This window comes from Flavobacterium sp. N2550, assembly GCF_025947265.1.
GTDB lineage: Bacteria > Bacteroidota > Bacteroidia > Flavobacteriales > Flavobacteriaceae > Flavobacterium > Flavobacterium endophyticum.
Genome location: NZ_CP110007.1, coordinates 2,119,158 through 2,133,110, shown reverse-complemented (window position 1 = coordinate 2,133,110; position 13,953 = coordinate 2,119,158). Strand labels below are relative to the sequence as shown.

The window sequence follows — 13,953 nt, the reverse complement described above, 5'->3', positions numbered from 1 at the left end:
AGGCGCAGTTCTTTTTAAAAATTAGGTACGTAAATATACTAAAAAAGCAGTTTATTTTCCATGTGCTTTTGCAGACACGTCTTTCCATTCTTCCCATTCTGAAAGGCGCTGTGCATATACTTCTTTTACCCAAGGCAAGGCTACCTTACCAAGGAACAAGCGCAATGGCGGATTGGCGGCATCGACCAGTTTTAGGATGGCTTCGGCAGTGGCTTCTGGATTACCGAAGGAATCCGTATCGGCCAATCCAGCATGGAAGGCAGCCCTCACATTGTCATAAGCCGCTATCGATTCTGATTGGATAGCAGAAGGACCAGCCCAGTCGGTAGAGAATCCGTTTGGCTCTACTAAAGTAACTTTAATGCCGAACTCCTTCACCTCTGTAGCAAGCGTTTCGCTTATCGCCTCAACGGCAAATTTGGAAGCATTGTAGATGCCTAAAGTCGGCAGGGTAGCAACGCCCAATACGCTAGACAGCTGGATGATATGCCCGTGGCCTTGTGCTCTCAAGATTGGAAGCGCCGCTTGGGTAATCCATAACAATCCAAATACGTTCGTTTCGATCTGGTCTCTGACTTCTTTTTCAGAGTTTTCTTCAATGGTTCCGAACAGCCCGTAACCTGCATTGTTGATAATGACATCCAGCTTTCCGAAATATTCTTTGGCTTGGTTGATTGCGGCAAAGCTCTGCTCGCGGTTGGTTACGTCCAATTGTATCGGCAGGATCGCTTCGCCGTATTGTGCTTTTAAATCGTTGAGCGAGTCTGTGTTTCTCGCTGTTGCAGCAACTTTGTCGCCGCGTTTTAGAAAGGCTTCTGCCCATATCTTCCCAAATCCGCGGGAAGCACCTGTAATAAATATGACTTTTGACATCAGTAAATGTATTAGATTAATAACAGGACAAAGTTAGGACAGCGATACTGGTAGGATTTATACAAAAAGCGGTAAAGCATATACATTTTGTCCTAGAGCTAACGGTGAGCCGTACAGCAAAGTGATATTGAGCCGCACAGCAAAACAGGGCGTATGGCTATAGCTGAACTTTGCGGTATCAATAATCAGATACATAATTTTAATACTATGAAAACAATTGACAGCATCTACATCAACGGCGAGTTTGTGAAACCGCAAGGAAACCAAGTCTTTGACCTTATTAGTCCGACAACCAATAAACAGATCGGACAGGTCGTTTTAGGAAACGAGCACGATGCCCGAACTGCCATTGCTGCAGCCAAGGAAGCTTTTAAGACTTTTTCTCAAACGACAAAAGCAGAACGTATCGAATACTTGAAACGAATGCGCGAAGCGGTATCCAGACGAAAAGACGAGCTTGTTGACGTGATGGTAGAAGAATATGGCGGGACTTTGCAGTTCTGCAGGATGAGCATGGAATTCACGCTCAGCGGATTTACTGCTGCTATAGCTACTTTAGAAAAATTCGACTTTACAAAGAAGATGGGCTTTTCGGAAGTGCAATTGACACCGCTAGGCGTCGTTGGCATCATCATTCCGTGGAATGCCAGCAATGGCTTTATTGCCGGAAAGCTGGCTACTGCTGTGGCAGCAGGCTGTACCGCTGTCATCAAGCCTAGCGAAATGAGCGCCTTGCAGACGCAGCTTATGGCCGAATGCCTGCACGAAGCTGGATTGCCTGCGGGCGTCTTTAATATCGTAAACGGACTGGGCGAAACCGTAGGTGCCGAAATCAGCACGCATCCTGACGTTGCCAAAATCTCGTTTACCGGATCGAGCACGGTAGGAAAGATTATTGCCCGCGAGGCTTCGGCTACACTGAAACGCTATACTTTGGAGCTCGGAGGCAAGTCGCCAAACATTCTTCTAGAAGATGCTGATTTTTCTAAGGCGATTCCAACCGCCATCGCAGCTGCCTTTATGAACAGCGGACAGGCTTGTGTTGCCGCAACGCGCCTTTTGGTTCCGGAAAGCCGACTCGAAGAGGCCAAAGAATTGATACAAACGATGCTTCCGCTGTTTCCTGTTGGCGATCCGAAAGAAGAAACAACAGCTATAGGGCCGATGGTTAGCCAAAAGCAGTACGAGAGAGTGCAGGGCTATATCAAATTAGGGATTGAAGAAGGTGCTTCTGTCCTTACCGGCGGGCTCGGACATCCGGAAGGCCTTGAAAACGGAAACTTTGTAAAGCCAACAGTTTTTTATAATGTAGACAACAAGATGCGTATTGCTCAGGAAGAAATCTTCGGTCCGGTACTTTCTATCATCACCTACAAAGACGAAGCGGAAGCTGTCGAGATTGCTAATGACACCATCTACGGATTGCAGGCGTATGTGAGTTCTGTCGATACAGAAAGAGCGCGACGCGTTGCCTCGAAAATCAATGCCGGACGTGTATTGGTTAACGGCTTAAACCATGATCCTGAAGCGCCCTTTGGAGGTTTTAAACAATCGGGTATCGGAAGGGAATTCGGCATCTACGGACTCGAAGCCTATCTGGAACCAAAAGCTTTGATCGGATAACTTGCATAACAGCAGCTTCGGAAATACGGTTAAAAAACAGCGGTATTTCTGAAGCTATTTTTTTAACTTTACCATCATGACAGCATCAAAAGACGATAAAACTCCGCAGGTATTGTATTCTTGTTACTACCAGCGTACAAGAGAAGGAGAACATTTTATTCCCGAGCACGTTTTCAGCTACCAGATATCGGGAACGATGACGGCATGGGATGCGAAGAATACGTATCATTCCAAAGAAGGTGATTTCCGATTGAGCGTACGCAACCGTTTGGCCAAATTCGCGAAACAGCCACCAGAAAATGGAGAATTTAAGGTTATTTCCTTGTTTCTGGATCAAGAGACATTACAGGAAATCAGCCGAGAAATCAACTATACGGCAAAAAAGACGAACCTAGATATAACGGCAATTCCTATTGCTTCGAATCCGCTGTATGTAAGTTTTATGGAGTCGCTCCTCGCCTACTTGCAATTGCCACAAGAAAACAATCAGGAACTCTTAAGGCTGAAAATAAAAGAGGCAGTTTATCTGCTTATCAAGATCAATCCAGAACTGAAAGACATCTTGTTTGATTTCAGCGAGCCTGGAAAGATCGACCTGGAGGCTTTTATGAACAAGAACTTTCACTTTAACGTGCATCTCAAACGGTTTGCTTACCTCACGGGGCGCAGCTTGGCTACATTCAAAAGGGATTTCCAGAAAATATTCCAAGATACGCCGAGCCACTGGCTGCAGCAACGACGGTTGCAGGAAGCGTATTACTTGATCAGCAATAAGGCCAAGACGCCGTCGGAAGTTTATATTGATGTCGGTTTTGAAGACTTGTCGCATTTTTCGTTTGCGTTTAAGAAGAAGTATGGGGTATCGCCTTCGAAGGTGTAGTGAATCACTATTCTTTTTTTCTTGATAAATTGCCTATTTTTATCAGAAATAAGCATGCCATGCTGGAAAAATTAAAAGAAGCTGTAGATTCCGTGCTGCGGTTTACAGCTGAAGAATGGGAAGCCTATACGCATAGGATCGAGATAAAACATTTCAAAAAAGGCGACGTATTGTGCGACGTGGGACAGGTGGAGAATTATATCTATTTTCTTAACTCGGGCGCAACACGCAACTTTTTCATCAAGGACGGAAAAGAACTGACCGTCGATTTTAGGCTGGAAGGAACATTTGTCGCCGCTTATTATTCCTTTCTTTCCCGAAAGCCCTCGCCTATTCGGATTGAGGCCATAACTGATATTGAAGCCTGCTGCATTCCGCACAGTTCCTTATACTTATTCTACAAAAAGCATAAGAACGGAGAAAAGCTCGGCCGACTGATGGCTGAAATCCAATATATGAAACGGCTTGAAAGGGAAATCGAAATTCTGTCGATGACCGCCGAAGAGCGTTATGCTTTGCTTCTGAAACAAAATCCAGCGCTCGTAAGCGCCATATCGGTCAAGCACTTGTCGTCGTATCTGGGTATCCATCCTGAAAGCTTGAGCCGTATCCGGAAACAGGTAGCTGCGAAACTGACATAGGTCATTTTTTTTGGTTCTTGCGATGGCTAGATTTGTAATCGCTTGGTATAAAAAACATCAGGCTATAGAGTATGGAAAAAACAACTGCAACCCTAGCGGCACGATTGACCGAACTCCTGCAACAGCAGCACTTTGTGGAAGCTTATGAAGAATTATTTGACGAGAATGCCGTAAGCATCGACCCGATGTATCAGCCGGACCTGAAAGGGCTTTCTGGTTTGATCGAAAGAGAAAAGTTATTTTTGTCAAGAGCCGAAATTAAAAAAATCCGTCTGTCTGAACCTATACTTGCTGGAAATTATTTCAGCGTTTCCCTTTCGATGGATTTCAGCGTTGCGGGGCAAGACAAGACGATTTCAGAATTGTGCGTGTACAAAGTAGCAAACAGTAAAATCATAAGCCAGCAATTCTTTATTTCGGGATTATAAATCCTACAATCTCAACCCTTCAATTATATGGAAAAAATACTAGCCTCAAAGGCAAAAATACGCTTTCAGGACTGCGATCCGTTCAACCACCTGAACAATTCAAAATACCTTGACTATTTTATCAATGCCCGCGAAGACCAAGTCAAGGAAAACTATAATCTTGACATATTTGAGATGATCAAGACCGAAAAGATCGGCTGGGTTGTGGCGACCAACCAGATTGCGTATCTGCAGCCTGCTTTTACGATGGAAACAGTAACTATCAAATCGCAGCTGATTCAGTTTTCGGAGAAATCGCTTTTGGTCGAAATGACGATGTGGGATGAATCTGCGGCCAAATTAAAAGCAGTGTCTTGGTCTAAGTTTATCCACGTAGATATCCGTACGCAGTCTTCGATGAAGCATTCTGAAAAGCTGATGGAATTGTTCCAATCGATTGTAGTTCCTTCGGGACAGCATTATTTTGAAGAACGATGCAAAGAGCTGATGGCAACGTTAAAGTAGCAGTATTTTATAAAAATAATCCGCTATACAACTAAAATACAAAAGATTAAAGATTTGCTAAAGTGATTGGATTGTCGTTTTTGTTGTGCTAAATTAGTGAGGACATAACCTTAAAACACACAACCATGAAAACGAAAATTGCTTTTGCCGCATTATTGCTAGGTTTGGCAGTATCGGCTAATGCCCAGAAAAAAATAGAAACGACAGAACTGCCAAAAGCAGCACAGGAATTCTTGCAAAAACATTTCAGCCATACATCGATTGAAGTCGCCAAGAAAGATGCAGAACACGGTGAAAAGGGCTATGAAGTCAAGCTTAAAGACGGTACAGAAGTAGAATTCTGGAAAGACGGTTCGTATCGCGAAGTCGATGGAGGGAAAAATCCGATTCCTACTGCATTTATTCCAGATTCAATAAAAGACTATGTGTCGAAAAACTATCCAAACGAAAAGATTACGCATATCGATTACGGCCATAAGGATTTGGATGTGGATCTGACGAATGGTATTGACTTGGAATTTACTAAAGAAGGAAAATTTTTGAAAGCGGATTAATTTAGATCCTGATACTTAAAAGCAAAAAAGCCTCTATCTATTTAGAGGCTTTTTTTTATAAAAACTAGATATTATTACCAATCAGCCGTATAAGCTGAGGCCATTGGAGATAGTTTTCTTTTTGCATAGACTCTGACCGAATTAGGATCTTTCATCGATTTTTCAAACAGACTATCGCCTTTTATTTCAATAATACGAGTAATGATGTCGTAATTTGGTTTTAGTCCATAGCTTTTGATCGCAAACAAGTCTACTTTACGCGTACCTTCTTTTTGATACAAAACTCCCCTACTCCCATCGTATTCTGGATTGATATTTCTTTCCTGCTGAGCAGCATTGAAATCTTTTTCCAGTATAAAAAAATTCACGCAACCATTTTCATAAAATCTATAGTAGCCTACTTGCATCTGAGTATTGTAGTTTTTCTGCTTTCCTAAAGGAATGAAATTGTCTTTCTGAGACAGATAACCATAGATTTCTTCATAAATAACATCGGTTTCGATTCCTTTTAATATGTCGGAATTAAAAAGACCTCGGTTGCCGAAGACTTGATTGTCTGTCGGCACCCTTGTCTTATTATTATCCAAGTATCTTGTCTTTACATTACAGGAAAACAATCCTAACATTAAAAAAATGGATACTGTTATTTTTACCACGATGTAAAAGGATTTGTCGTCTGATACTGCAGATAAGGCTGAATTGAATTGCTTAATGTTTCAAATCCTGGCTGTTGTGTACTAAATATCTTGATTCCAAAAATCTTAATCAATGTATTGTGTGCAAAATGATCTTGAATTGGATGCCTTACATGCCTGTCAGAGTTGATTCCAATTCTGTAATTTCCGTATCGTAAAGACAATCCTCCAAATCTATATCTTGGATAATTTGTATCTTCAATAACATAACTGTTAGGCATTCTTTCATCGAATTTTCCTGGATTTCCTTTTCCTGTTCCAACCTTGGCTTCATCTCCTGTATAATCAGTTCTTCTTCCAGTAAACAGGTTGAATCCAGCAGAAAACTCACCAATGGCTACTGATGCTGCGGCAGTCCTGTAACTGTCGTTCCCATCGCCTGCAAAGCCCGAAAATGGCAATCCGTCATTTTCATAAGAGAATTTAAAATCGCCGCTCCTTATTCCGAGTACACCGGTCTGCTGCTTGAATTCGGCCATGTCATCATAACCGCCCCAGAAATTGGTACCCAGGCTGAATCCTGTGCTTCCATTATCATAAGCTGCTAGAAAAGATACGCGGGTTTCCATTCCACTTCTTCCCAGTCCTTGATAATTGCTATTCGACATGATGCCGACACCTGCAGAGAAACTAAACTCTCCATTAGTATAGGTTACCGAAAGGTTCATTCCTATTGCCATCGTATTTCCAAAGGCAATACTAGGTGAAATACTAAATCCAAAATTATTGGTAAGCTGCACGCCCATTGGCGGTATCGCAAAGTTGATAGCAGCGCTGACGGCGGAGGTGGCTATATAATTCCACATTCCGGTATTTCCTGCGACGCAACTATCCGTAAAGGTCGATGCCCCCATGGTATTGTAGCCGATCCAGCCCATAGCTGCGGATATCAATCCCGCTTGTACTGATTTCCAGCCCCATTCTCCGGTTGTCAATCCGCTAGATACATAGCCGATAATAAAACTTGCCCCGGCTACGATCAGGTCGTCCAACCCAAACCATTCACCCGAAGGGTCAGTATATTTAAAAGGATTATTGGCGACATAACCATATCGGTTATAACTCTGGGTGCTAAATGGCGACTGTATAAAATTATCGGGCTGTAAGAAACGGTGCAGCTTGGCATCATAAAGCCTGCCGTTCATATTGATCAGGCCAACACTCTGTAGATGTTCATGCCCTGTATAACCTCTGTCTAAAACCACCATTTGATTGAGGACATTTCCTTGTCCGTCGACTACTTTTATGAGATTACCCCAAGCATCAAAGAGGCGCTTTTCAAGTATGGTTCCTCCCGAAGTAGAAATGCCTAGTATAGTTCCTTGATAGTCTCTATGCAGATTAAGGAAGCCTTCCGTCTGGGTGCCACTTGCATCAACCTGACTCCTGAATACTACTGGAGCAGTATATCCGTCGCCGCCAACATAGGTAATAAACTCTACTTCTCCTGTCTGGATATTGTGTTTTATTTCCATACTGCCATCGGCTGAATAGGATTTACGAAGCGGACGCTGGTTTTTATCAACCTGTACGCCTCCATAGTACATCGTCGAGCGACTGTTGTTCATGTTGTATTCAAAACTGATCCTGTCGCTTCCCATTTCAATAATTTCAACAGGACTCTTGAAAGCGTTATAGGTAATATCTAATTTTCTCTGGGTATCTGATGTGATAACCGGGTTGCTTGTTTTTCTGATTTTCACATCATCAAACCAAACGATTCCTTGCCCATTATTATCTAGTCGGATATTGAGCCTTTTGATATTTGCCGGTACCGAAAAAGTCTTTTGGACGAAAACCCATTGTCCTGTTACGTTTGTTACTACTTGATCAACAGCCGTGAAGTACTCAGTTTCTCCTTCTTCTTTCATAAAGAGGAAGAGTTCTGCCTGAGGACCATTGCTATACACCCATGCGGAATAGGTATACTGCGTAGCCGTGGCATTATTTATCGGTACCCAAACATCAGAATGTACCACTTTTTCTGTAGTGTCAGGATTGTTTATTTTTAGGGAAACTGTTCCTGCACTATTTGTCGCAAAGGTATCATCATAGGTAATTATCGACGGTTCGTAGATAGTCCATCCTTTTTTGCTTTCCATCGTATCAAAGAAGATACCTTCTCTCAATTTATAGTAGGCCTCTCCTTCTGGCGTTAACTCTACCGACGTATTTTGGTATGCTTTTGCCGTGTTGGTATAATTGTACTGCCCTAGATTATTTTGAGTAATTCTTCCTCTGTCGTCATAGACTTGGGTTTCTTGCTGTCCTCTTGCATTTGTATATTCTTTCAAACGGTCAAGACTGTCGTATTGGAAAGTCTCGTTCCAGTTGAAGGTACTGTTGGTACGATTCTCGAGATTGCCTGTCTGCGGATTAAAAGTATACCCTACCGTCATATAATCTGTTGGCGGAGGAACGGGTTCACCGATAATGACCAATTCGCTTTTAGTATGCTTGATACTGCTAATAAATCCGTACTCGTCATAGGTTTTGTTGACGCTTACGGCATTCCTAAGGTTTCCAAATCGAGCGCCAGTAACCTGTCCTCTAGCGTTAGTCGTATTGATCTGCCACAGTACTTTATTTGTGCCATCGTCAATTACTTGGTATGGAAATCCGTTTTTATATGTATTTCTTATCCACTTGTCAGAACGCTTGTTTGTTGCCGTATTGACAGCGGTATAGAGTTCTTTTTCGGGTCTTCCGAAAGCATCATAGAATGTCGCTCTTTGGAAATAAGCTTTGAAACCGCTTTCATCATAGAAAGACAATCTCTTGAAATCATCGTATTGGTAATTGTACAGCGTATAGTATCCTGCCGTAAAATCATCGAACCTTGTATTGGTCAATAATTTTGTCGTCGGATCATAGGTAAATGTTGTTTTTGAATTGGTCGCATCACCATTTAGTCCAGTGATTGTCTTATAATTAACCACACCATAGTCGCCAATATTAAATAGAGTCTCGCTTTTTGGGGTTGTTTCTTTCGTCATTTCCCCAAAATGATTGTACTCATAGAGGTAGGTTCCTGCCGAAGGATCGACCAGCTTTGTCTTTCTTCCCCAGCCGTCTTGCTCCATGCTAATAACTACTCCGCCATAATTTGTCTGCTTTACGTTTCCATTGGCATAATACTGGTAATTAATCGTCCCGCCTGGAGAATCTGTCAGCGTAATGACGTTTCCGATCGCATTCTTGACAGAAGTTTTCGTTTTTACGCCATCATTTACGGTCGTAGTAAGGCCATTGTAGCCCGTGTTAATGGTCTTGCCCGTAAAAGATAATTTCTGACTTATCCTTCCGTAGTTATCATATTTAGTCTGGCTCCATTGTAGCGGACTGGTTCCGAAATACGGTTCGCTTGTTTTTATATTTCGGTCATAGATATCGTATTCATACGAAGTGTATGACCAATTCCCTGTAAGATCTTTGATCCCGGTTCTTATTTTTCGTCCTAGGTCATCAAATAATTCATCGTTGCTACTTCCGTCGTCTCCAGTTACAAGAACCTGAGTGTTTCCTGAAACGGGAGTATAAGCGTAAGTAACATTTTTTCCTAAATAGTCTGTAACCTTGATTTTTTTACCCCACGCATCGTAAGCATTGGTAGTGACCAAACCAAAAGGATTCGTTTCTTTAATCAGTAAGCCTGTGAAATCGTCATACGCAAACTGGGTAGACAACCCTTGGCTGGTAATTTTTTTCAGGAATCTTTTTGAATCATCGTACTCAAATTCCTGAATCCTTGGCGAAAGTCCAGGAGCTGTGATTGTTTTTTTAGTTATGTTTCCGTACGTATCATAAATGTTATCTTCAGTAATATATACTGTTCCATTGCCTTTCTTCTTGATTTGAGAGACTAAATTGTTATTATAAGCAAACAATTCTTCGGTAGTGGTAACATCTTGATTTGGCTGTCCTGGATAAATCGTAATAGTTTGGGTCTTGCTCTGCGGCCTTCCTATAATATAAGGCGTTGCCGTAGGCTGGTTTTGATATGTCATTACGTTGACAGATCGTTGCTCTATAGCGGTACCATTTTTCAACACAGTAGTGGACTGAGTCGGATTGTTATAAGTATCATACTGAATGGTCGTCTCTGTACTCGTCCCTTCTAATCCATTAAAATTCTGGTTTATCGTATTTTTAAGCTTAAAGACTTTATTCGACTGCACTATAGGCTCAAATGTCACATTATCGTAAGTATTATACGTATTAAGGCTCCTGCTGATGAATGGTCCCGAAGCAGGTACCGTATAGCTAGGATAACTCAATCCCAATACATTAAAACTTTCTACGCTTACGCCTCTCTTGCTGACATCATTCTTTGTGATGGTCGAAATGACTTGAGCGGTATCATCATGCCAGTTGGTCTTTAATGTAGCCCGGAATCCTAAAAACCCTAAGCCCTCCATATTGCTGACTGCACCATAATACGAAAACAGCTGTCTTTTATAAACCGATGCGCTCTGTTTTTCGATTTTAGAAACTACTTGGAAAGTAGGCGCTATCTCGATATCTAAATTCGGGTAATTTTCGGTATAGCTGGAAGGTGTATAAGCTGAATTGCAATTATAAGGGCAGCTTTCTCTTTCGAGCGTCTTATACGTTATGGTCTCTTTGACACCGTTTCCTGTAGTTATCGACCTTACGAGCCTATCTTTATTAAAATCTTTCTGCGACTGGAAATAATGGATCTTGTTACCGTTGATAAAAGCCATTTCCATCTTCCTGTTAGGCTGGCTCGAAGTATAAAAAATCGGGAGAGCATATTTGGTAATATCAGCCTGATTTCCTGAAGTAGCATAATAATAATTTCCTGACGTTTGCGCAAATGTTCCGTTTTTATTGACGACACAAGTAACTGATACAAATCCCCAAGTATTATCTTGGTTTCGGTTACAGCCCACGCGGATAATATCCGTCTTGCCATCATTATTAAAATCGGTTGGTATCCAGTGCGAAATCGTCAGCCCTAGACTTCCATCAGAATAATTGAAGCCATTATAAGTCTGCATCTGCTTTATGAATCCAGTTCCTGTAGAAGTATATTTATACCAATCAAAATATCCGGATCCTTTCGGGATGATAAAATCAGTCTTGCCGTCACCATTATAGTCACCGAGCAAAAGTGTTTTTGTTTCATCAACGATAATATTTGGATCTGTATAAGTCCATAACAAAACCAACTGATTGGAATTATTCAAAGTATATACATGGACTTTTCCGTTGGTAAACTGCAAGATATCGGTCTTTCCATCGCCATTAACATCTGCTGTCTCTGTCTTGGATCGGATCGTGTTATCAAAATCATTACCCAGAGCAATCGGATCGACCAAATCTCCGGCATAATTCATAAAACCTTCTGTCTTTCTCCTATCAAGATCGACGAAATAGGTCTTTTTCGAAAGATTGGTAGCACCAACACTGTTCCATTCCAATGCCATGATATCAGTTAATCCATCGCCATTGAAGTCTCCGCTAAGGTATTTCTTCAATCCGTTAGTAGGAAACAGTACATTTTTTTGATATTGAAGGAAAACGCCGTAGGAAGTCTGGCTCAAGACTTTAAAATTGACGTCTGAGTTATTTGTATTCAAATAGGGATTAGGATTATTAAGCACATGCTGGACTACGGTAACTCCTTGCATCGGCATTAACTTGTCATTGTGATTGAGCCACGTAGTCGGTAAAAGTTCTTCAAAAAAGCCTATAGGCACTTCCCAACCGAAGTTAAGGGATTGGCCTTGGATATCGTTGAACAGCCAAAATTTTCTTTTATAGTCTGGCCCATACGTAGGATATAGTAAAAAATCCAGCTTGCTGTCGCCATCAAAATCTCCCGATACGGTCGCCGCATTTTGCACGGAAATATTGCCAACACTTAAGCTCGCTGTTGTAGGAGAATAGGAAATTGTTTCGGCCGTTGTATCATAGCTAAAAACTGTAGGATTATAGCTTTTCGTACCGTCACCTGTTTTTTCGGTTATGCTTGTCAATCTTTCATAACCTAAGGTAGAAATGCTATGTGCGAGTTCATATCTTCTAAAGCCAGTACCGAATCCATGAACATAGATTGTGCTTAATATTTTGTCATCAATAATATTTACGCCGCCTATGTAGCCTTGTTCTGGTCTTTGTCTGTTTTTATAAGCAAAGCTTATCCAATTGGTAGGAAATTGGTTAGGACTGCCTACGCCTACATAATTTATTTCGCTAATTCTCAAATAATTGTTCGTATTGGTATAGACATAATTGATTCTAACGCCTTGTGGATTCTGCCAATAAGAAATAGCCCAAGTAGAGATGGAACGTGAATTGTTATCATTTCCATAAACTGCAATAGAGCCATCGGGATACTCAATCTTGAAAGTAGCCGTACTAACCGGACTGGCGGTCTGATTGTAGGCCGTTATCTTGAGGTTCGAGAAATTTTCCGTTTCATAAACTGTTGTATGCCCTCCATACGTCTGGTTGGCACTAGTGGTCTTTACGACAAGTCTTTGCCCGTCGAGTGCAAATCGATCGTAAACATCAAGATCGACACCGTCGATAATATTGTCATGGTATTTCGTAGAAGGGATTCTTGTAATTGCCGAGATCCCCGAAACATTCCATCCATAACCAGCCAGTCCGTTCCCAGACTGGCTATTATAAGCAAGACTCAATTGCGGAATCACGCCATTGATTCCCGGCGGTACAGCAATAGGAACATTATATGTTGCTGCTCCCGTTAATGAAACAGAAAGTTGTCCTTCGGTAATACCGACTTCTGTCGATGCGCCTGTTGCCGAGGTCATAGTTCTTACCAAAGCATCGTCTTCAACTCTTCTATTAGTTTCAGAAGCAGTACTTGAGCTGGTCCTTTTGATAGGGACTACCCCAAGAATCGGGGTACCCATTTGTTCTTGAGCAGAAGAGAATAGGCAAGAAAAAATAAGCGCTAGGGTATATATTACTTTTCTCATGCTTATTTTTTGATTATTGTTATCGATTTGCGATCGCCATTGTTATAGAATAAATTTACGGAATAAACACCTGTAGGGCAGTTTTGGAATGGTACCGCATAGGTTTGTTCCTTTTCCATATTTTTATAGGATTTGATCAACTGTCCACTCATAGAATACACTTCTATAGAAGAGACTTTGACTTCATCGACCAGTTCCCATTTTAGGTACAATTCTTCTCGTACCGGATTCGGATAATACGAAATCACGTCTTCGGGAAAAAACTTTTGGTAGTCTTCTTCTTTTAAATCAGAAATTTCTTTTGGAGGCTGGCTGCTCGTCCTTGAAGCACAAAAGGGACATAATTCCCTGACTATTTGGTTGCCGGCTACATCATATTCAAAATGAATTTTAGGAACCTGGCCATTTGCTGCCAAACACATCAGGAAAAAAATAAGTGGTATTACTTTTCTCATAGTTTAGGGGATTGTGGGTTAATTTTGATTGTAAAAATGCTATGGACGCCATAAAAAAACATACAGAACAGATTTCGGTACAATACTACTATTGAATTCGGGAATAGCCTTACGGAAATCCGTAATCTCATAAAATAACTTTGCTTTTTTTAAGACATTTCATACAAATATGTGTCTTATGTCATTGTTCCTCTTGAAAAGGCAGGGCTTAAGCTTTCAAATGCATTTATAAAACTTAAACATTAAATAAACTTCATAACTTTTAGGTTATGCTTTCTTAAAACAGTGCCGATAAAAGTAAAAGTTCTTTAACGAAATGGTAATCTAAA

At 41.3% G+C, this 13,953-nt stretch carries 10 protein-coding genes; 6 read left to right on the top strand and 4 right to left on the bottom strand.

Annotated elements, in window-relative coordinates:
* Window positions 1–51: 51 nt before the first annotated feature.
* On the bottom strand, window positions 52–873 hold the full coding sequence (locus OLM56_RS09330; protein WP_264526756.1) for an SDR family NAD(P)-dependent oxidoreductase: 822 nt from the start codon (window positions 871–873) through the stop codon (window positions 52–54).
* 207 nt (window positions 874–1,080) lie between these two features.
* Between OLM56_RS09330 and OLM56_RS09325 the strand changes: the two genes are divergently transcribed.
* The 6 genes from OLM56_RS09325 (at window position 1,081) to OLM56_RS09300 (ending at window position 5,503) form a co-directional block, all read left to right on the top strand.
* The gene (locus OLM56_RS09325; RefSeq protein ID WP_264526755.1) at window positions 1,081–2,496 is read left to right on the top strand and encodes an aldehyde dehydrogenase family protein; all 1,416 of its coding nucleotides are present in this window, start codon (window positions 1,081–1,083) and stop codon (window positions 2,494–2,496) included.
* A gap of 76 nt (window positions 2,497–2,572) precedes the next feature.
* Window positions 2,573–3,376 (top strand): AraC family transcriptional regulator, encoded by an 804-nt coding sequence (locus OLM56_RS09320; protein WP_264526754.1) that lies wholly within the window; start codon window positions 2,573–2,575, stop codon window positions 3,374–3,376.
* A gap of 59 nt (window positions 3,377–3,435) precedes the next feature.
* Window positions 3,436–4,017, top strand: a complete 582-nt coding sequence (locus OLM56_RS09315; RefSeq protein WP_182493925.1) for a Crp/Fnr family transcriptional regulator — start codon at window positions 3,436–3,438, stop codon at window positions 4,015–4,017.
* A 71-nt stretch (window positions 4,018–4,088) separates the two neighbouring features.
* The gene (locus OLM56_RS09310) at window positions 4,089–4,445 is read left to right on the top strand and encodes a SnoaL-like domain-containing protein (protein WP_264526753.1); all 357 of its coding nucleotides are present in this window, start codon (window positions 4,089–4,091) and stop codon (window positions 4,443–4,445) included.
* Between the two features lie 27 nt (window positions 4,446–4,472).
* Window positions 4,473–4,949, top strand: a complete 477-nt coding sequence (locus tag OLM56_RS09305; RefSeq protein ID WP_182493927.1) for an acyl-CoA thioesterase — start codon at window positions 4,473–4,475, stop codon at window positions 4,947–4,949.
* 125 nt (window positions 4,950–5,074) lie between these two features.
* The gene (locus tag OLM56_RS09300) at window positions 5,075–5,503 is read left to right on the top strand and encodes a PepSY-like domain-containing protein (RefSeq protein WP_182493928.1); all 429 of its coding nucleotides are present in this window, start codon (window positions 5,075–5,077) and stop codon (window positions 5,501–5,503) included.
* A 74-nt stretch (window positions 5,504–5,577) separates the two neighbouring features.
* Here OLM56_RS09300 and OLM56_RS09295 read toward each other — a convergent pair whose 3' ends face one another.
* The 3 genes from OLM56_RS09295 to OLM56_RS09285 all read right to left on the bottom strand — a co-directional run bounded on the left by OLM56_RS09295 (window position 5,578) and on the right by OLM56_RS09285 (window position 13,624).
* The gene (locus tag OLM56_RS09295) at window positions 5,578–6,090 is read right to left on the bottom strand and encodes a hypothetical protein (RefSeq protein WP_182493929.1); all 513 of its coding nucleotides are present in this window, start codon (window positions 6,088–6,090) and stop codon (window positions 5,578–5,580) included.
* A 62-nt stretch (window positions 6,091–6,152) separates the two neighbouring features.
* Window positions 6,153–13,169: a polymorphic toxin type 23 domain-containing protein gene (locus OLM56_RS09290; RefSeq protein ID WP_264526752.1), complete on the bottom strand. Its 7,017-nt coding sequence runs from the start codon at window positions 13,167–13,169 to the stop codon at window positions 6,153–6,155.
* 2 nt (window positions 13,170–13,171) lie between these two features.
* Window positions 13,172–13,624: a T9SS type A sorting domain-containing protein gene (locus tag OLM56_RS09285; protein ID WP_121377365.1), complete on the bottom strand. Its 453-nt coding sequence runs from the start codon at window positions 13,622–13,624 to the stop codon at window positions 13,172–13,174.
* Window positions 13,625–13,953: the final 329 nt, after the last annotated feature.

Coding starts and splice junctions, on each gene's coding strand:
- OLM56_RS09330 (WP_264526756.1), bottom strand. CDS start 873: ATGTCAAAAGTCATATTTATTACAGGTGCTTCCCGCGGATTTGGGAAG.
- OLM56_RS09325 (WP_264526755.1), top strand. CDS start 1,081: ATGAAAACAATTGACAGCATCTACATCAACGGCGAGTTTGTGAAACCG.
- OLM56_RS09320 (WP_264526754.1), top strand. CDS start 2,573: ATGACAGCATCAAAAGACGATAAAACTCCGCAGGTATTGTATTCTTGT.
- OLM56_RS09315 (WP_182493925.1), top strand. CDS start 3,436: ATGCTGGAAAAATTAAAAGAAGCTGTAGATTCCGTGCTGCGGTTTACA.
- OLM56_RS09310 (WP_264526753.1), top strand. CDS start 4,089: ATGGAAAAAACAACTGCAACCCTAGCGGCACGATTGACCGAACTCCTG.
- OLM56_RS09305 (WP_182493927.1), top strand. CDS start 4,473: ATGGAAAAAATACTAGCCTCAAAGGCAAAAATACGCTTTCAGGACTGC.
- OLM56_RS09300 (WP_182493928.1), top strand. CDS start 5,075: ATGAAAACGAAAATTGCTTTTGCCGCATTATTGCTAGGTTTGGCAGTA.
- OLM56_RS09290 (WP_264526752.1), bottom strand. CDS start 13,169: ATGAGAAAAGTAATATATACCCTAGCGCTTATTTTTTCTTGCCTATTC.
- OLM56_RS09285 (WP_121377365.1), bottom strand. CDS start 13,624: ATGAGAAAAGTAATACCACTTATTTTTTTCCTGATGTGTTTGGCAGCA.